The organism is Bacteroides faecium, assembly GCF_012113595.1.
GTDB lineage: Bacteria > Bacteroidota > Bacteroidia > Bacteroidales > Bacteroidaceae > Bacteroides > Bacteroides faecium.
Genome location: NZ_CP050831.1, coordinates 1,467,682 through 1,486,608, shown reverse-complemented (window position 1 = coordinate 1,486,608; position 18,927 = coordinate 1,467,682). Strand labels below are relative to the sequence as shown.

General features: G+C 44.7%; 15 protein-coding genes and 1 tRNA gene. 5 read left to right on the top strand and 11 right to left on the bottom strand.

The annotated features are described in order from the left end of the window. Nucleotides 1–52 precede the first annotated feature (52 nt). From BacF7301_RS05270 to BacF7301_RS05255, 4 genes are read left to right on the top strand one after another with little or no spacing between them, the layout of a single operon-like run. Nucleotides 53–1,615 carry a sulfatase family protein gene (locus BacF7301_RS05270; RefSeq protein WP_167960880.1) on the top strand — a complete coding sequence of 521 codons (1,563 nt, stop codon included), beginning with the start codon at nucleotides 53–55 and terminating at the stop codon, nucleotides 1,613–1,615. Between the two features lie 30 nt (nucleotides 1,616–1,645). Further along, nucleotides 1,646–4,669 carry a SusC/RagA family TonB-linked outer membrane protein gene (locus BacF7301_RS05265; protein WP_167960878.1) on the top strand — a complete coding sequence of 1,008 codons (3,024 nt, stop codon included), beginning with the start codon at nucleotides 1,646–1,648 and terminating at the stop codon, nucleotides 4,667–4,669. An 18-nt stretch (nucleotides 4,670–4,687) separates the two neighbouring features. Then, the gene (locus BacF7301_RS05260; RefSeq protein ID WP_167960876.1) at nucleotides 4,688–6,460 is read left to right on the top strand and encodes a RagB/SusD family nutrient uptake outer membrane protein; all 1,773 of its coding nucleotides are present in this window, start codon (nucleotides 4,688–4,690) and stop codon (nucleotides 6,458–6,460) included. Between the two features lie 6 nt (nucleotides 6,461–6,466). Beyond that, a complete protein-coding gene (locus BacF7301_RS05255) occupies nucleotides 6,467–8,713 on the top strand; it encodes a glycoside hydrolase family 3 N-terminal domain-containing protein (protein WP_167960874.1) in 2,247 nt (748 codons plus the stop codon). Nucleotides 8,714–9,232: 519 nt separating this feature from the next. Here BacF7301_RS05255 and BacF7301_RS05250 read toward each other — a convergent pair. From BacF7301_RS05250 to metK, 11 genes are all read right to left on the bottom strand, one after another. Further along, nucleotides 9,233–9,306: transfer RNA gene (locus tag BacF7301_RS05250), tRNA-Gln, on the bottom strand. Nucleotides 9,307–9,414: 108 nt separating this feature from the next. Further along, nucleotides 9,415–10,707: a tyrosine--tRNA ligase gene (gene tyrS / locus BacF7301_RS05245; protein ID WP_167960872.1), complete on the bottom strand. Its 1,293-nt coding sequence runs from the start codon at nucleotides 10,705–10,707 to the stop codon at nucleotides 9,415–9,417. Between the two features lie 87 nt (nucleotides 10,708–10,794). Further along, complete coding sequence (locus tag BacF7301_RS05240) at nucleotides 10,795–11,454, bottom strand: TatD family hydrolase (RefSeq protein ID WP_167960870.1); 660 nt, start codon at nucleotides 11,452–11,454, stop codon at nucleotides 10,795–10,797. A gap of 24 nt (nucleotides 11,455–11,478) precedes the next feature. Continuing rightward, a complete protein-coding gene (gene yidD, locus BacF7301_RS05235; RefSeq protein ID WP_167967111.1) occupies nucleotides 11,479–11,724 on the bottom strand; it encodes a membrane protein insertion efficiency factor YidD in 246 nt (81 codons plus the stop codon). 26 nt (nucleotides 11,725–11,750) lie between these two features. Further along, nucleotides 11,751–12,140 carry a ribonuclease P protein component gene (gene rnpA / locus BacF7301_RS05230; RefSeq protein ID WP_209319503.1) on the bottom strand — a complete coding sequence of 130 codons (390 nt, stop codon included), beginning with the start codon at nucleotides 12,138–12,140 and terminating at the stop codon, nucleotides 11,751–11,753. 5 nt (nucleotides 12,141–12,145) lie between these two features. Next, nucleotides 12,146–12,892, bottom strand: a complete 747-nt coding sequence (locus tag BacF7301_RS05225) for a uroporphyrinogen-III synthase (RefSeq protein WP_167960868.1) — start codon at nucleotides 12,890–12,892, stop codon at nucleotides 12,146–12,148. 4 nt (nucleotides 12,893–12,896) lie between these two features. Beyond that, nucleotides 12,897–13,730, bottom strand: coding sequence for a DUF4271 domain-containing protein (locus BacF7301_RS05220; protein WP_167960867.1), 834 nt, complete (start codon nucleotides 13,728–13,730; stop codon nucleotides 12,897–12,899). Further along, the gene (locus tag BacF7301_RS05215; protein WP_167967109.1) at nucleotides 13,727–14,314 is read right to left on the bottom strand and encodes an LOG family protein; all 588 of its coding nucleotides are present in this window, start codon (nucleotides 14,312–14,314) and stop codon (nucleotides 13,727–13,729) included. Before BacF7301_RS05215 ends, BacF7301_RS05220 begins: the two co-directional genes overlap by 4 nt. A 540-nt stretch (nucleotides 14,315–14,854) precedes the next feature. Then, entirely contained in the window at nucleotides 14,855–15,226 is a 372-nt protein-coding gene (locus BacF7301_RS05210; protein ID WP_167960865.1) for a DUF3244 domain-containing protein, read from the bottom strand. Nucleotides 15,227–15,320: 94 nt separating this feature from the next. Next, on the bottom strand, nucleotides 15,321–16,841 hold the full coding sequence (locus tag BacF7301_RS05205) for a tetratricopeptide repeat protein (protein WP_167967108.1): 1,521 nt from the start codon (nucleotides 16,839–16,841) through the stop codon (nucleotides 15,321–15,323). Between the two features lie 324 nt (nucleotides 16,842–17,165). Beyond that, nucleotides 17,166–18,458, bottom strand: coding sequence for a methionine adenosyltransferase (gene metK / locus BacF7301_RS05200; RefSeq protein WP_167960863.1), 1,293 nt, complete (start codon nucleotides 18,456–18,458; stop codon nucleotides 17,166–17,168). A 228-nt stretch (nucleotides 18,459–18,686) separates the two neighbouring features. Between metK and BacF7301_RS05195 the strand changes: the two genes are divergently transcribed. Beyond that, nucleotides 18,687–18,875: a hypothetical protein gene (locus BacF7301_RS05195; protein ID WP_167960861.1), complete on the top strand. Its 189-nt coding sequence runs from the start codon at nucleotides 18,687–18,689 to the stop codon at nucleotides 18,873–18,875. The last annotated feature ends 52 nt before the right edge of the window (nucleotides 18,876–18,927 follow it).

The window sequence follows — 18,927 nt, the reverse complement described above, 5'->3', positions numbered from 1 at the left end:
TCTCGCCAAACAATGTTTTTCTTTGCATCACAACGAAAAAATAATGCAACTTATGAAAACAGTCGCCAAGAACAAACTATTATTAGGAGCAGTACTTCCCCTGCTCCCGCTTGCCGGAACTCATGCGCAGAATAAAGCGAAGGAGTCCGCCCCCAACATTCTTTTTATCATGTCCGACGACCATGCCGAGAAAGCAATCAGTGCCTATGGTTCCGAATTCTCCCGCCTTGCCCCTACTCCGAACATCGACCGGATAGCCAACGAGGGAGCGCTTTTTGAAGCCAACTACTGCTGCAACTCCCTGTCGGGCCCCAGCCGCGCCGCCGTAATGTCCGGAAAACACAGCCATGCCAACGGCTTTATGCGAAACGGAAACAAATTCGACGGTTCGCAGCTATTGGTACAAAAGGTATTCCAGGCAAACGGATACCAGACTGCCCTTATCGGCAAATGGCATCTCGTCACGAAACCTACCGGATTTGACTACTGGACTATCCTGAATGACCAGGGAGAATATTACAACCCCGACTTTATCACCGAAAACGACACAGTGCGCGTAGACGGGTACGTCACGGACATTATCACCGAAAAAACAATGGACTGGCTGGAACACCGCGACCGGAGCAAACCTTTCTTCATGATGATGAACCACAAGGCCGTACATCGCAACTGGTGGCCTGCCGAGCGTCATTATCACCTATATGATAATGTAGACTTCCCCGTCCCCGAAAACTATTTCGACGACTATGAAGGACGTGAAGCCGCCAAGAAACAGAAGATGAACATCTATCGCGACATGTACGAAGGGCACGACTTGAAGATGAACGTAGCCAAAGGCAGCGATTCCCTGCGGTTCGACCCGTGGAAGCACCTGAACCGGCGAATGACACCCGAACAATGGAAGCGGTTCAACGACAACTACCGTTCGAAAAACGACTCTTTCTGGGAGCAGAACCCGCAAGGGAAAGACCTCGCCATCTGGAAATACCAACGCTACGCACGTGAGTACATGGCAACGATTGCTTCCCTTGACGAGAGCATAGGCAAAATGCTGGATTACTTGAAAAAGGAAGGGTTGCTCGACAACACCATCATCGTATATTGCAGCGACCAGGGATTCTATGTAGGCGAGCACGGATGGTTCGACAAGCGTTTCATGTATGAAGAGTCCATGAAAATGCCGATGATGATGCGTTTCCCCCCGAAAATCAAGGCAGGAACACATATCACGAAGCTGACGCAGAATATCGACTTTGCTCCTACTTTCCTGGAGATGTGCGGTATTGATGTCCCGAAGGAGATGCAGGGCGTGTCTTTCCTGCCGCTGCTGGAAGGCAAAAAGACGCCGGACTGGAGAAAGTACCTGTATTATCATTTCTATGAGTTCCCCGGTTTCCACAGCGTGCACAAGCATTATGGAGTGAAGGGAGAGCGCTACAAGCTGATGTACTTCTACCAGGACAAAGTATGGGAACTCTACGACCTGAAAAATGACCCGATGGAGATGCATAACATCTACGGTCAGAAAGGTACGGAGAAAATAACGGCAGAGCTGAAAAAGGAATTGACGAAGCTGCAACAGCAGTACGAAGTGCCTCAGCGCTGCATGGAATAATCATTTTATGACTCTTAAATTCAGAAAAATATGAAAAACAATATGTATTTCAAGCTTATGTGCAAGACGCTGTTCACGATTTGCCTACTTATGATAGCAGGCTTGTCGCAAGCGCAGAACATCGAAGTGACCGGAGTGGTGCTGGACGAGACGGGGGAACCGCTTCCCGGAGTATCCATTCAGATAAAAGGAACCCAAAGGGGTGCTACGTCAGGACTGAACGGAGATTTTACTCTCAAAGCAGCCCCGAGGGCCACACTGGTTTTCTCGTTTATCGGTTATGAAAAGCGGGAAGTGGAGCTGAAAGGACGGAGCAAACTCCGTATCCAAATGAATCCGGCTGTCAACCAGTTAGACCAGGTTGAAGTTGTAGTCGGCTACGGCTCGCAACGAAAAGAAGACTTGACCGGAGCTATCTCTACCCTTTCCGGGAAAGAGTTGAGCGAAATCCCGACCGTGAACCTACTCGATGCCATCGGAAGCAAAATCCCCGGAATGCAAGTCTTGGGAACTTCCGAACCAGGCGAGACAGCTTCTGTCAGAATACGCGGCGTAGGCTCTTACAATGACTCGGAACCTATCTGCGTAGTGGACGGGCAGTTTATGACGCTGGATGAGCTGAATGCCATCAATACAAGCGACATTCTGTCTCTCACCGTATTGAAAGATGCTTCTGCCACCGCCATTTACGGTTCGAGGGGAGCCAATGGGGTCATCCTCGCCACTACCCGCCAAGGCTCCGGCGAACAAGGAATCACCCGTGTGAACGCGTCCGTCAACTTCTCGCTTTCCGAAATGGAACGCTTGCTTCCGCTAGCGAATACAAGCCAGTACCAGCAGATACGCAACCTCGAATATCTGGCTGACAACTATCTGAACGCGGATGCCGTCAACTCCATCCCTTACCCCGAATGGCAGACGGCAGGCAAAGGTACCGACTGGCAAGACCTTGCCAACCGGACAGCACTGACGGGAAACTACCAGTTCAGCGTTTCGGGAAGCACGAAAAAAGCCAATTTCTATGCCGGACTGGGGTATCTGCACCAGGAAGGGGTCATAGAATACACCGACTACAAGCGCTTGAACGCAAAAATCAACGCCTCGTACCAGCTTTATAAGAATCTGAAAATCGGCGTGAACATGCTCTTTACCACCGACAACAAGGGCGGAGTGGAGAAAAATGTCTTTTCCCTGACGGGAAAACGCTTACCGGACGCTCCCGTATATAACCTAAGCAGTGACAGCGACAGCGAAAACGACTTCAACGGGGGAGACAACAACCCGTATGCCCTACTGCACTACACGCACGACCGCTACCGGAAGACCAACAGGTTCAACAGCAACTATTTCCTGGAATGGAAAATTATCCAACCGTTGCAATTCAGGACATCATTCTCCACGACTTACGCCAATACCGAGGAAAAGATATTCCTTCCGGCTTTCATGGAAAACGTGGAAGACTCCAACTCACCCTACAAGATTTCGAGACTGACCCACAACAGCGCCAACAACAACTCATGGCAACTGGAGAACACGCTGACCTACAACCTGCACAAGAAAGACCATCGGCTCACGGTTATGGGCGGCTTCACCATGCAATATTACCGTACACAGTATGCCAACCTGTTCGCCACCGGACTGCCGTGGGAAGCCTGGAAGAACCGGAACTTATGGTATGTAGGTCAAGGAACATCCGTGACCGGTGCCGACGGCGGTTCGGAAAAGAGTTATGTGTCCTACCTCGGACGTATCACCTATACCCTGAAAGGACGCTATAACGTGATAGCCACAGGACGCGTGGACGGCTCTTCTTCCTATCCCAAAGACAACCGTTACGGTTTCTTCCCGTCATTAGGGCTCGGCTGGACAATGTCCGAAGAGAATTTCCTGAAGGGCATCCGATGGATGGACAGACTGAAACTCAGAGCGAGCTATGGCGTAGTGGGCAATGACAAGGGCGTAAGCAATGCACAGACACTTTATGCCAACAGCATTAACATTGTCACAGGCCCCAATAATGATATTTATTCGACCGATGCACTAAGATTAATGTATGACACCACCCTGTCTTGGGAAGAAATGAAATCTTTTAATCTCGGCGTTGATTTCGCTGCTTTCCGCAACCTCTTTTCGGTATCGGTAGACTGGTTCTATAAGGAGACATCGAAAGTAATGATGCCATTGCTGATTCAGCCGTCAAAGTTTAATGTGACGAGCAATATCGGAACCGTGACCAACAAGGGACTGGAATGGAACGTTGCCTATTCCCCCAAAATGGGGAAGGTAAAGGGCATATTTACCCTGACAGGCTCTACTGTGAAAAACAACGTGAAGAAGATTAATGATAATATCGGCGGAATCAGCAATGCCCCCAACCGGACACTGGAAGGTTATCCTATCGGAAGTTTCTGGGGATACAAGGCTATCGGAGTCTTTCAGAATGACGAACAGTTGGCAAGCCTGCCGCATATCAACGGAACGCGTGTAGGGGAACTGATATTCGAGGACGTAAACGGTGACAAGGTGATAGATACCAACGACTATGTGTATCTGGGTTCTTATATCCCGAAAGTACAGCTCGGATTCAACGCCAAGTTCTCTTATAAAGGTTTTACACTGATGGCAGACCTTACCAGCGGACTGGGGCATAAAGTCTACAACCGGCGCACCCAATACCGTCAGGATGCACAGAACTTTACGACCGCCATGCTGGATGCCTGGCACGGTGAAGGCACGTCCTATCACACGCCGCGCGTATTTGTCCGCGGAGACGCGTCATCCCTCGACAGCAGTTATTTCATTGAGGACGGAGACTATCTGAGCATAGCCAACGTGCAGCTTTCCTACGCTTTCCCCCAAAAGCTGCTGAGAAAGATTCGTATGAACAACGCACGTATCTTCCTGTCGGGAGCCAACCTGCACACGTTTACCAAAGCAACCGGCTACAAGACGCAAATCAGCTCCACCGGCAACGCCAACAGGGGTGGCATGGACGATTTCGGACTCTATCCCGACAACCGTACCTTTACAATAGGCACTTCCTTTTCATTCTAAACTTAAAAAACAAGCATCATGAAGAACAAAAGAATCATTATAACCGCTGTAACAACCGGTCTGATTGCCGGATTCTTATCCTCTTGCATGGATAACTTCCTGGATAAACCGGCGCACAACATGACTCCTTCCGTCTCCCTGAACGACCCTGTCAAGCTGAGTTCGTCCGTTTACAGTGCCATACTTACATTAGGCGAAGGACAAGGAGACGCTTTCAGCACCATGGGGGAAATCGCTTCGGACAATGCGTTGAGAGGCTCTATACTAAGCGATGCGGGAAACGTGACGCACAACCGCATGTACAACCAGTTCCAGAATTTTTACGGTATTGCCCCCTCTTCCACCAATTTCATCAATGACATATGGACAGCAAGCTACAAGGGTATCGACCGCACCAATATCAATATCCGTGCATTGGACAGTTACTTCGACGAGTTTATGAGCAAGTACAAGAACGGTCTGATTGCAGAGAACAGAGTGGTGCGTGCTTTCTTCTATATGATGCTGGTCAATACGTTCGGAGAGGTCGTCATCCTGCCCGAAGAGGGAGATATTACCCCTGCCGAGTACGCCAGGCTGACTAATGACAAGTCTGTCACGCAACTCTATGATTATATCGTGGAAGATTTGCACCAGGCTGTGAAGTACATTCCCACCAAACAGGAATGGGCGGAGCTATACGGTATCGACTGGCAAGGACATACGCACTTGGGCTCTGCACAAGGCTTATTGGCAAAGGCCTTGCTTTACCAGGCTGCCAACGAGCTTTATTTCAACCACAACCAGGAAAAAGCGGAGAAATGCTATCAGGAGATAGTGGAGATTGTTAAAGCAATGGAAGATGAGTATCCGCTATACGGCAATTTTGAGGAGATATTCCGGAGAGCAGGCAATTATTGCTCGGAATCCCTTTTCGAGATAGGAACTGAATCTACTGCCAACGGTGACACCCGCTTTGCCGGATGGCGGCCTTCACAACCGAGGTCGTACAATGGATACGGACGTGTAGCCCCTACGCTGAATCTTATCAACCAGTACGAGAAAAACAGCACGGGTGAGATTATTGACGCGCGTTATTTCGGAACGGTTCTGTTCGGCGTTACCAATCCGCTCAGCGGCATGGCGCATCCGGGCAACAGCAGCCCGTTCCGGAAGATAAACGGTGACTTGATTAACGGGGTGGCATTCAATAACAAAAACCTGTTGGCTGCCGGATGGCCGAACCGCTATTCGAGAAAGGCGGCACAAGAAAAACCGGTCGGCACAAGTGATGCCCCACAAACGAACCTGGGCGGGAGTAACCTGAAATTGCTCCGCATGGGTGAAGTATTGCTGATAGGAGCAGAAGCCGCATATCACGCCGGAGAGGACGGACTGGCTGTCAGATGGCTGAACCTCGTGCGGAAACGGGCGAATTTGGAAGATTCTCCGGCAACATCGGGCACAGCGTTACTGGAACAGATATGGAAGGACAAACGTCTCGAAATAGCCCTTGAATGGAGTAATCGGTATTATGAACTGGTGCGTATAGACAAGCTGAATCCGGGGTATATGATGGCAGCTATGGATGCCAAAGTGAACGACGAATTCAACGGCATCGAACAACATCTGAATAATACAAACGGATGGAACGCCATCAACAAGCCCAATTTCCCGATTACCAAGGAGAATTTCAGAACGATGATTCCTCTATGTAATCAACTGGAAGTGCCGCGCAATTATACCATGCCCATTCCTACCGCCGTATTATCGGATATGCTGAATGTGAAACAAACTCAATATTACAGATAAAAACTCATGAAACGAAACTTTTTGTACATAGCTGCTTTCTGCTTGCTTACACTATCGTCGTGCGGCAACCGGCGCACGACAACGGATAACAACTCTGACCGTATAATCGCCCATAAAGTAGATTCTCTCCTGAAAAAGATGACATTGGAAGAGAAATTGGGGCAAATGATAATCTATCCCACCAAAGGCAATATAACAGGTCCTACGGGCTCGGTAGACAACATCGAGGAACTGATAAAGGAAGGAAAATGCGGCAATCTGTTCGGTGCACTCAGTGCCTCGGAAGCCCATAGGCTGCAAAAGCTGGCGATGGAGAACACTCGCATGAAGATTCCTTTGTTATTGGGTTGCGATGTCATCCACGGATATAAGACTATCTTTCCCGTTAACCTGGGTATTTCGGCTTCATGGGACCTGGAAGAGATAGAGCGCTTCGCACGGGTATCTGCGGAAGAGGCTTCTTCCGTCGGGCTGCACTGGACGTTCTCTCCGATGTGCGACATCAGCCGTGACCCACGCTGGGGACGCGTGTCCGAAGGTTCCGGTGAAGACCCTTATCTTGGCGGACTTATCGCAGCAGCAATGGTACGGGGGTATCAGGGGGATAATTTGTCGAAAGACAATACTATTCTTTCTTGCGCCAAGCATTTTATCGCTTACGGTGCTGCGCAAGCAGGACGGGATTATCACACGGTGGACATCTCCGAACGAGAATTGCGGGATACCTATCTCCCACCCTTCAAAGCTGCTATTGATGCCGGAGCCGCTACCGTAATGAGTGCATTCAATGAATACGACGGTGTGCCTTGCACGGCAAACAGCTTTCTGATGCGTGACCTGCTAAGAAAGGAGTTGGGATTCAAAGGCTTCGTCGTATCGGATTATACGGCTGTGAAAGAGTTGATAGCGCACGGTGTCGCCGATAATGACAAGGAAGCTGCCTGCTTGGGCATGAATGCAGGTGTGAATATGTGCATGGTAGATAATCTCTATCTTTTCCACGGCGAAAAGCTGGTGAAAGAAGGGGCGGTAAGCGAAGAGACTGTCAACGAGCTATGTGCCGAGATTCTGACGCTGAAGTATAAACTGGGATTGTTCGATAATCCTTATCGTTACGGAAGTGAAGAAAAGGAAAAGAATACGCTGTTCAACGACAGTAACCTGTTTGCAGCCAAAGAACTGGCCAAGAAGTCAATGGTATTGTTACAGAACAAGGATAACGTACTTCCCGTGAAAGAGGGAAAGAAAATTGCCCTTATCGGCCCTTTTGCCAACCACAAACGGGAAATGTTAGGCTCATGGGTGCTTGCTCCCGACCCGAAACGTACCGTCACTTTCCTGGAAGGCTTGGAAAGCAGGTACGGAAAACAGAATATCTACTTCTCCCCCGGCTGCCGGATACACGAGGAGATACCTGACGGATTCAAGGACGCCATATCCCAGGCGCAAAAAGCGGATGTAATTTTCTACACAATGGGACTATCCCAAAAGGAAAGCGGCGAAGCGTCAAGCATGACTTCATTAAAACTGCCGGAAGTGCAGATGCAACTGCTTGAAAGGCTGAAAGCGACCGGAAAGCCGGTTGTTGTCCTGCTTGTGGTAGCGCGTCCCGTAGAGCTTAAAGAGGTGGCGGACAAGGTTTCCTCTCTCCTTCTCACCTGGAATCCCGGCACAATGGCAGGAACGGCATTAGGAGAAGTCGTAAGCGGCGATTACAACCCTTCCGGCAAGCTGACGATGACTTTTCCGCTAGTTACAGGACAAGTCCCCCTCTACTATAACATGAAGAATACGGGTCGCCCGCTAGGTCTGAAATCCATATCAAGCGAGAAGTACAAGTCACGTTATATCGACTGCCCGAATGAACCGCTTTATCCATTCGGATATGGCTTGAGCTATGCTACATTCGAGTACTCGGATATTCAGCCCTCTTCTGTCATTGCCGAAGAAGGTGACAAGCTCCAATTCAGCGTGACCGTCACCAATACCGGCAAAGTAGACGGTGAAGAGGTAGTCCAGCTTTATGTACGCGATATGAAAGGCAGCGTGACACGCCCGGTAAGGGAGTTAAAAGGCTTTAACAAGATTCTAATCAAAGCCGGAGAAAGCCGTAAAGTCTCTTTCACTCTTTCTCCCGAAGAGCTCTCCTTCACGCGCAAGGACATGACTTGGGGACAGGAAAAAGGTGAATACAAGCTATGGATAGGCGGGGACTCCAATGCAAGTCAGGAAGCCTCTTTTACCATTAAATAACTCCAGCTATTGACTTTCCCCTTTTTATTTTGTATCTTTGAAGAACCAAAATAAGAAAAAACAGTATGAGTTATATAAAAATCAAGACATAATAGCACATTATCAAACATATATTTCCATATATGGAAGAACTACGACGGGAGAAAATCAGTACTGATTTTCTCCCGTTTTGTTTATATTATTCTAATAGGATTCTAAAATTCCCCGAAAATAGTTTTTAATAAACTCGGATACCGTTTATAATAAACCCTACAACTATTTATTAAAAACTATATCCGGGTTTATTATAGAACTGTAAAGATATTATTGCTGAAAAAAGACAGACTTATTCATTTATGAATAAGGTAATCATTAAAGCAGTTAATCTTTTAAACAAATGACACATAATAGTTTTCTTACAACAGACAATCCATTACTGAAATCAAGATGATAATGTTGAGATTATGCCGCTTTACAAACAGCAATAAGAATAGGAGAAAAAGAAAAGCCCCGGAAGATTTCTCTTTCGGGGCTTTTCTTTGGTTGTCCTACCAAGATTCGAACTTAGACAAACAGAACCAAAAACTGTTGTGCTACCATTACACCATAGGACAAACTCATGTGCTTTCTGTTAAAAAGCGGTGCAAAGATAGAGGTTTGCAAGCAAACCTCCAAATATTTCATTCATTTTTTTACTTTGCTACCCGGTAAATCGTGAATTATTACTTCGCAATCAGCAGATAATAGTTCTTTTTACCGCGCTGAACAAGCAGATATTTCTCATCGAGCAGGTCAGCAGTTGTAATTACCTGGTCAAAAGCCGCCAGCTTCTCTTTATTCAACGAAACGCCGCCGCCTTGAACCAACTTACGCATTTCACCTTTCGAAGCAAATACAGCCGCATTATCGACAAATAGGTCTACTGCCTTCACTCCTTCTACCAATGCATCACGGGAAATTTCAAATTGGGGTACTCCTTCGAATACAGCCAGCAATGTGTCTTCGTCCAATTTGCGCAAAGCGTCGGAAGTGGCATTACCAAACAGAATGTTGGATGCGTCTACCGCTGCGTTGTAATCTTCTTCCGAGTGAACCATCACAGTCACTTCCTTGGCAAGACGCTTCTGAAGGATACGCAAGTGTGGAGCTGCCTGATGTTCGGCAATCAATGCTTCAATTTCTTCTTTTTCGATGGAAGTGAAGATCTTGATATAACGTTCGGCATCAGCATCACTTACATTCAGCCAGAACTGGTAGAACTTATATGGAGAAGTATAACGGGGATCCAGCCAGATATTTCCGGATTCTGTCTTACCAAACTTGCCACCGTCAGCCTTTGTAATCAGCGGACTAGTCAATGCGAAAACCTCTCCCCCGTTCGTACGACGAATCAATTCGGCACCGGTAGTGATATTTCCCCACTGGTCGGAACCACCCATCTGCAGTTTACAACCTTTTGTTTCATATAAATGAAGGAAGTCATATCCTTGAAGCAACTGATAAGTGAACTCAGTAAATGACAATCCGTCACGCGCCTCACCATTCAGACGACGTTTTACAGAATCTTTCGCCATCATATAGTTCACGGTGATATGTTTCCCTACTTCACGGACAAAATCAAGGAAGCTGAACTCTTTCATCCAGTCGTAGTTGTTCACCATTTCCGCATGATTGGGTGCATCAGAATCAAAGTTAAGGAACTTGCTCAACTGTTTCTTCATGCCTTCCATGTTGAGATGCAAGGTATCCTCTGTCAGCAAATTCCGTTCTGCCGACTTCCCGGAAGGGTCACCGATCATACCCGTAGCACCGCCGATCAGCACCAACGGCTTATGTCCGCAACGCTGGAAATGGCGCAAAATCATCACACTGCAAAGGTGACCGATGTGCAAAGAATCGGCTGTCGGGTCAAAACCGATATATGCTGTCACCTGTTCTTTGCTCAACAACTCTTCCGTTCCCGGCATGATGTCCTGCAACATGCCACGCCATCTCAATTCTTCTACAAAATTCATCGTATTACTCTTTTATTATTAGGTTTTTATTGTCTTCTTAATCCGATATGCGGCAAAAGTACGACTCTTTCTCGGAAGATACAACTCTTACGCCTTAAAAAAGACATTTTGAATATTTCTACGGATTGTCTCGCGCAATGCCTTCACTCCCACTCCACGCACTTCGGCTGCCCGGCACAGGATGTCTTCAATATCAAGCGAACTTTCGTCTGTCTCCAAAAATAAGCGTTCGTCGGGTATCAGCTTCATTGTTTCATCGGGATAATGTTCGCCTAATGAGAGATAGAATCCCTGTTTCAGCAACTGTGTCGCCTGCTCAGGCTTTCCCCGGAAGCCGTGCCATATCCAAGGTTGCTTGGGTTGAAACCGCTTCTTTGCTGCCAAAAGTTGCTCCATCGCTTTCACACAGTGGATTATCAACGGCAAACCGTATGTTTCAGACAGTTGTATCTGCATTACAAATGCCAGTGTCTGAAGCGCCATCGAAGCCTCTGTCAGTTTATCCAGCCCGGCCTCTCCTATAGCCACTACCTGTTTATTCGGCAATTGTTCGATAAGAAAATCAAGTTGTCGGTCGAAATTAGCCACTGTCAGCTTCCATGGATGGATACCGACAGAATAATAACAGTCTTCTTGAAAAGACGAATCTTCCAATAACCGATAATTGATGATGGATTTACTTTCAGAATCGGCTTCCTGTCTATGAGTATGAATATCCAGAATAGTATCAATCATCTTTCCTTCCATATCTGATTCTTTATTTTAGTTATTTCAAGGCACAGGGTCATAGCCGGAGCCACCCCAGGGGTGACATCGCAGGATACGCCGCACAGTCAGATAAAACCCTTTCACGGGGCCATGCTTCTTAATCGCTTCGACTGCATAAGCCGAGCAGGTCGGCGTAAACCGGCATGAAGGGGGTGTCAGCGGAGATATACAAATCCGGTAAAAATAGATGGGGATAAGTAACAGGAGCGAAAACATCCTGCTTAAAAATCCTTTCACAGATACCCACATAGCGGATATCCCGGAACCACGGGATTTCATGAGGATAGTTTTTCGGAGATGCGCAAAAGCGCTATTTTCATTTTCTCTTCCAATTCGGCAGTAGCTATAAGCTCGTCCGACAGATAGATAAAGGCGATAGCCAGACGCTGTTCCCGGCGTTGCAGCTCACCTATCAGAAATTCTTTGTTTTTCCGGTAGGCTTCACGTATCTGACGTTTCACCCGATTGCGCTTTACCGCCCGTTTGAACCGCCGTTTCGATACGCTGATCAGTATGGAAGCCGAGACCTCGCCTTGTTCGACGGGCATATATACAACACGTATCGGAAAGATGGAAAACGACTTCGAAACGCCGCCCTCAAACATCTTTCCGATCTGTATTTTACTGTTCAGCCTTTCGGCTTTGCACAAAGTATATATACCCACTCTGTTTATTTATTGTTTTCCTTGATAAACATGTCAAGTGCGGCAGTCATTGACGGAGCCTGCACCGTAGGCGCTTCAAGGTCCAGACGAAGTCCGGCATCACGTACAGCTTGTGCGGTAGTGGAACCGAAAGTTCCGATCTTAATCTCTTTCTGATTAAAATCGGGGAAGTTTTTCTTCAAAGAAGTCACTCCTGCCGGGCTGAAGAACACCAACATATCATAATCAAACTCTTCTTCTGACGTGAAGTCGTTGCTCACCGTACGGTACATCACAGCTTCTGTATGCTGAATACCATTCTTGTCGAGCAGATTTTTCACATCATCATTGTGTACGTCCGACATTGGGACGAGGTATTTCTCTGTCTTGTGCTTCACGATGGAAGGAACGAGATCTTCAATCTTTCCGGTAGCGCCAAAGAAGATTTTACGCTTGCGGTACTGTACATACTTCTGGATGTACAATGCCACCGCCTCCGTCACGCAGAAATACTTCATTGTCTCGGGAATAGCGACACGCATTTCGGTACATAAACTGAAAAAGTGGTCAATAGCATGACGCGAAGTGAATATAACGGCAGTGTGGTCGAGAATCGAAATTTTCTGTTGCCGAAATTCTTTCGCCGAAAGACTTTCAACCTTAATAAACGGCCGGAAATCTATTTTTACGCCATACCTCTCAGCTATGTCGTAATAGGGAGATTTCTCTGACGCAGGCTTAGGCTGCGACACTAGTACTTTTGTAATTTTCAACGTCCTAAAATTTTATTAGCAAAATATTGTTCATTTGAATCATACCTTGGTAGAGTAGCAGACAAGGTACTATTTCTAGAGCGCAAAAGTACACAATTAAAAGGAAAAGGCCACTAAATTGATGAAAAAAAAGCTTTATCCACTTATAAAACATCAATATTTTAGCGAAAATTAGAATAATTGAACCAATTACAATCAAATTGATAAGACTTAGATCAAAATAAACTAGAAAAAGTACGAACGGGAAAAGGGCAAATCCAGCATAATATATGAGTGTAGAATAAGATTCCAACCATAGATTTGTCCTATTTTCATCAAAAAAAGTCCATCCCAAGAACATGTAAAGCAACCATTTTAGTAAGAAATATGCCAAGCAAAGACCGACATAAATTCCGAGTAAAAGGAGAGGGGACACATGGTTCATCAGAGCAGGACAAGTATCATGAAAATAATTAAAAAATGTGATTCCTGCCAACACGCAGGTTTGCAATACGAGTACAAGAAGATAGCGCATGTCAGCCGCCGTGGAGCTATCAAAGATGCTCGTCCGCTCCCGATGCAGCACAAAGTCTTTCACTTGCTGCGAAAGAAATCTCTTTCCACGTGCCAAAGCGATGGAAGAAAGGAAGAAGCAAGCCAGCAACGTCAACGAGATTGCGTCATCCGTACGGGGAGAATAGGGGATAGGGGTCCCCTCAAAGCCTGATTCAACTTCCTGCGCAGTATGAGCCGCAGTCAATTGCAAACTATCACTATCCGCCTTTGCCGAGGCAGTCTGCCCTTGTTGGAATAGCGGCAGAGTATCAGCGCGTTGGATACTTAGCGTATCGCCTATCATATGGCTGCGAATTTACGAATGGAAACATCCCACACCGGAGTCTCATAAAGCAATTCTACGGCTTCTTCAGGTGTCCGGGCCACTTTCCATATATCTCCATGCTGTTGACGCATAAAGTTCTCCTCAATAGCCTTTTCCAGCATTTCCAGCAGTGGATCAAAGAACCCGTTTACATTGAGAATAATAATAGGATTAAGATATAATCCCAATTGCTTCCAGGTAATAATCTCAAGCAGTTCTTCAAGCGTTCCGCATCCGCCCGGCAGTGCAATGATGCCATCACTCAAATTCGCCATCTTCCGCTTGCGCTCGTGCATGGATTCCACTTCAATCAGTTCTGTCAATCCTGTATGATGCCAGTTCTGCTCTACCATAAAATGAGGGATTACTCCGGTCACTTCTCCACCATTCTTCAAGACTGCATCTGCCACAGAGCACATCAATCCGATACTACCGGCTCCGTTAATCAAACGAATATGATGTTCGGCAAGCAAACGGCCGAGTTCTTCGGCTGCTTGAAAGTAGACGGAATCTATCTTGGTACTGGAAGCACTATATACGCATACGGAGTTTATTTGGTTCATCTTCATCACACTATCCATGAGTTTTTTATATCGTAGGCGCAAAATTACGAAAAAATTCTGTTATTCACATTTATCTTAATCAGAGATAACAGATATACCTGCTTTCTCATATTGAGCATACTGATTGAGCATACTGGCCTATTACGCTCAAAAAAAAATCTTGGACTTCTGAATCAGAAGTCCAAGAGCCTTTCTCACAGAGAATACATCTATTGCAGATATCGCATCTGCAAACAGATGTATCTAATTGCCGCTGAATGAACTTTTATTCGAATAACCAGTTTGTTCGAACACCCTACCAGCTTTCAGCAAAGCAATTATTATAAGTGATTTTATTTTCAAAATATACCTAATAACTATTATATGCCTTTCGCAAGGAACATTAAACCCACGAGTCAAAATAACCGATTCTTTCCCCTTTCGGTCAACATCTAATCGCCAATCGCCGTTTCAGCAATGCACTATATATTCAATAGCGGGGCCTTAATAGTTAATAATTTAGGTATATTTATCTAGTTGCAAATATATCTATTACAGAGATTAGTCTAATTCAAACTCTCCGGCATAGGTTTCAGTCGGAAGTTGTATTTCTACAATATACTTACCTTTCTCTTCACCTGCAAGATTAATATTAACCTTTTGTACATTCAAATCAGTAGATGAATAAACAACTTCTTCCGTTTCTGCATCTTTTATGATGATTGTTACAGAAGTAACAGGTATAACAAGATCAATGGTTACCATTGGGCTTTCAACAAAAGCAATAGGTATAATAGGAATAGATCTATGTTGTGCCTGAGTTTTATTTCTTAGTTCAATCTGACGCAAAGATTTCATTTCTCGTGCAAAGGAAGTTGTGTTTACCTGAAGTAAAATGGTCAACAATAACAGAAGTAAGAATTTAGCTTTCATAATAAATTGAGTTTAAAATTTCGCCCCAAAAATACATAGTTGATATAAAAAAAACGATTTTTATGTGGTAACAATGGTAACAGGACACTATATTTTACAGATTATCAATGCTAAATACATATTCAAACATCCCTGCATCCATTTTATTCTTAATACGATTCTTACGTGTTTTAAGAGCATCTGATGTAGTATCCATTAATTCCATAATAACAGTTTTGGAACAATGAAGTTTGGAAAGAATACAATAAAACAAATCGTCATGAGTTAAAGTTGGACAACATTCTTGCAAATTCGTCATCACATCAATAAATGTTTTGCATATAACAGCGTGCATCTCCGCTCTCAAATTACGCATCACTAATAATTGCTTAGGAGTCGCTTTCTCCAAAGCTTCCATTTTACTGTAATAATCAGTATTCTGAAACACAGACACACATAATTGAAACTGTTGTTCTCTCAACTCGGACATTTTCTTATTAACAAGTTCCTTATTGGACTCAGAAACGTCTTCCTCTTTTAGTAACATAGTATCTACTCGTTTTTGAGTTAACTCATGTTGCAAAGCTATATAACGCTTTTTTCGTTTCCTATCATTCCACATAAAGGAAAAAACACATATAACCATCAAAGAAAGAAATGCAACAATCAAACTACCAATTAATATTTTAGTACGCTCCGACAACACTCTTTTATGCTCTTCCAATTGATGCTTATCCATAAGTCGATTAAGTTCCTCATTATCAGCAATCACCTGAATTGAATCATAAAGTATCTTATATGCATCAATATTTTCTGCTGCAACCTTCCATTCACCTTTTTTCTTCGCAACCTGATACATACCGTCATAACAAGCAACTTTACCATAAATATCAAGCTGATCTATATTCCTGCAGTAAAAATAGCTAGCAGAATCAATCTTATTCAAATTAAGCATAACTTTTGCTTTTAATAAACAAGCATTAAAAGACCTATTATAATCCATTATTGCAATCGCTTTTGATATATATCTATCTGCTTGAATATAATCCTTTTCTTCACTATAAACCATAGCTAAATCATGATAAAGTGCACCTATCAGATTAGAATCTTGATCTGCCAATGCACAATCAAGAGCATATTCATAATAGTATAGTGCACTATCTTTCTCATTCTGCAACAAAAATGTACGCGCAATACCCCTCAGTGGATATATTTGTTCACTTTTCCCTTTCAATATCTGATAAGCTGAGCGATAAGCCTCTGCTGCTACACTACTCAAATCTTCTTCCTCATAGCATTCCGCCAAATTATCATATATCATCGCCAAGAACTCATCTTTAACAGGCATCAATCGAATTGCCGTCAAGTATTCTTCTACAGCAAAAGAAGTATACCCCATATCCCGATAAGTAGCTCCCCAATAATAATGAGCCTTTGCAGCATACAAACTCTTTTTTCTATCGCCATAGTACTCAACAGCCGTTTTTATCAACGAATCATTCTCTAAAGGAATATAATTCTTATACTTCGCTTGCGTAAGTAACAACGCATAAAGCGCCCTATCAGTACGTGGTAGTTTTTGTGGGGAAGAAATAGATTCCAATATAAATAACGCACTATCAGGACGTGCTTCCATTAATGAATCAGCACACAATAGTAATGGATTCTTCACAGAAGAAGAGCAAGAAGACAAAGATATAGACGACAGAATACCACCTATACCGATAAATAAGCATAAAAAGACCAATAAATGGCGTCTGAGACAGAAATACTTTACTTTCATCTGGCAATTGTTCGTTTCATGAAGCAAAAGTAGCAAATTCCCGCAAGACGTACTTAGTATCCAAAATACATTTATTTAAATATAACTTATAAAAAACAAGAGTCACAACCCCATCTTCCCGTGAAAGGAAGGTGAAATTGTGACTCTTTTATACAACAAGCCAGGCTCTAAAGAGACTTACAGAGCGAAAGCGGCTTTAATTTTATCAACATAATCAAGCTTTTCCCATGTAAAGAGCTCAACGTCTACCGTTTTCTCACCCTCATAACGGGAAGAGAATTTCTTCGTAACCACTTGCGGTTCACGTCCCATATGACCATAAGCGGCAGTTTCCTGATAAATAGGATTACGGAGCTTTAAACGTTCCTCAATAGCTTTCGGACGAAGGTCGAACAACTGATCAATGATACGGGCAATTTCGCCATCAGTCATATTCACATGAGAACGGCCATAAGTATCCACAAATATGTTAATCGGACGAGCCACACCAATAGCATAACTTACCTGTACAAGCATTTCGTCTGCTACTCCTGCAGCCACCATGTTCTTAGCGATATGGCGTGCCGCATAAGCCGCGCTGCGGTCTACCTTGCTAGGATCTTTTCCTGAGAAAGCACCGCCACCGTGAGCACCCTTGCCACCGTAAGTATCAACGATAATCTTACGACCTGTCAGACCGGTATCTCCGTGAGGGCCACCGATAACAAACTTTCCGGTAGGATTGACATGATAGACAATCTTATCATTGAACAATGCCAATACCTTGTCATGATGGATAGAAGCAATCACACGAGGCATCAGAATCTCAATCACATCACGGCGGATGATAGACAACATTTCTTCGTCAGCTTTCAACTGAGCGGCTTGCGAGTCATCTTCCGGCTGGATAAAGTCATCATGTTGCGTAGAAACAACAATTGTATCAATGCGGACAGGGGTTCCGTTGTCGTCATATTCGATAGTAACCTGGCTTTTCGCATCGGGACGGAGATAAGTCATCACCTTGCCTTCACGACGGATATCAGCCAGCACTTGCAGAATGCGGTGTGCCAAATCAAGAGAAAGCGGCATGTAGTTTTCCGTTTCATTTGTTGCGTAGCCGAACATCATACCTTGGTCGCCCGCGCCCTGTTCCATCGGATCCTGACGCTCTACACCACGGTTGATATCGGGGCTTTGCTCATGAATAGCGGACAATACACCACAAGAGTTACTTTCGAACATGTACTCTCCCTTGGTATAGCCGATTTTCTTAATCACTTCGCGTGCGATGAACTGGAGATCAACGTACGCTTTTGTTTTCACTTCACCCGCTAGCACCACTTGCCCGGTAGTCACTAGTGTTTCGCAAGCTACTTTCGAACTGGGGTCGTAAGCCAACAGTTTGTCAAGCACGGCATCCGATATTTGATCGGCTACCTTGTCGGGGTGTCCTTCTGACACCGATTCGGATGTAAATAAGTATCCCATCTTTGTTAAATTAAAAATTAAGAATTGAGAATTAAAAATAATAGGGTAGGAGAGGTGAGTGCTGCAAGGAGTAAACCGCAAAGCGTCGGTAAGACGTGTTTTAGCATTTTTTTCCGTGGTTGCAAGCTACTCAAATCTGTCCACACTTTCATTTCGGTTGCAAAGATAAAGAGATTTCGGAGATAATGAGTATCTTTGGCGCGTATTTAACACATAAATATATTTAAAATGATTCTAAATAAGAAAGTAAGAACACTTTTCGTGCTGGCACTCTATGTCGGATTCACGATTGCCATTTACGCCATTGTCTGCCACTTCATCAACCGCGAATTCCAGGATATTGAGTTGCTGTATGCAATACTGATAGGTTGTCTGGCTTATCTGCCGAGGTTTATCGCAGAAAAGAGAAAAAAATAAGAAAAGGATATGTTCCGGTCTTCAGTACCGGAGACATATCCTTTTTAAAAAA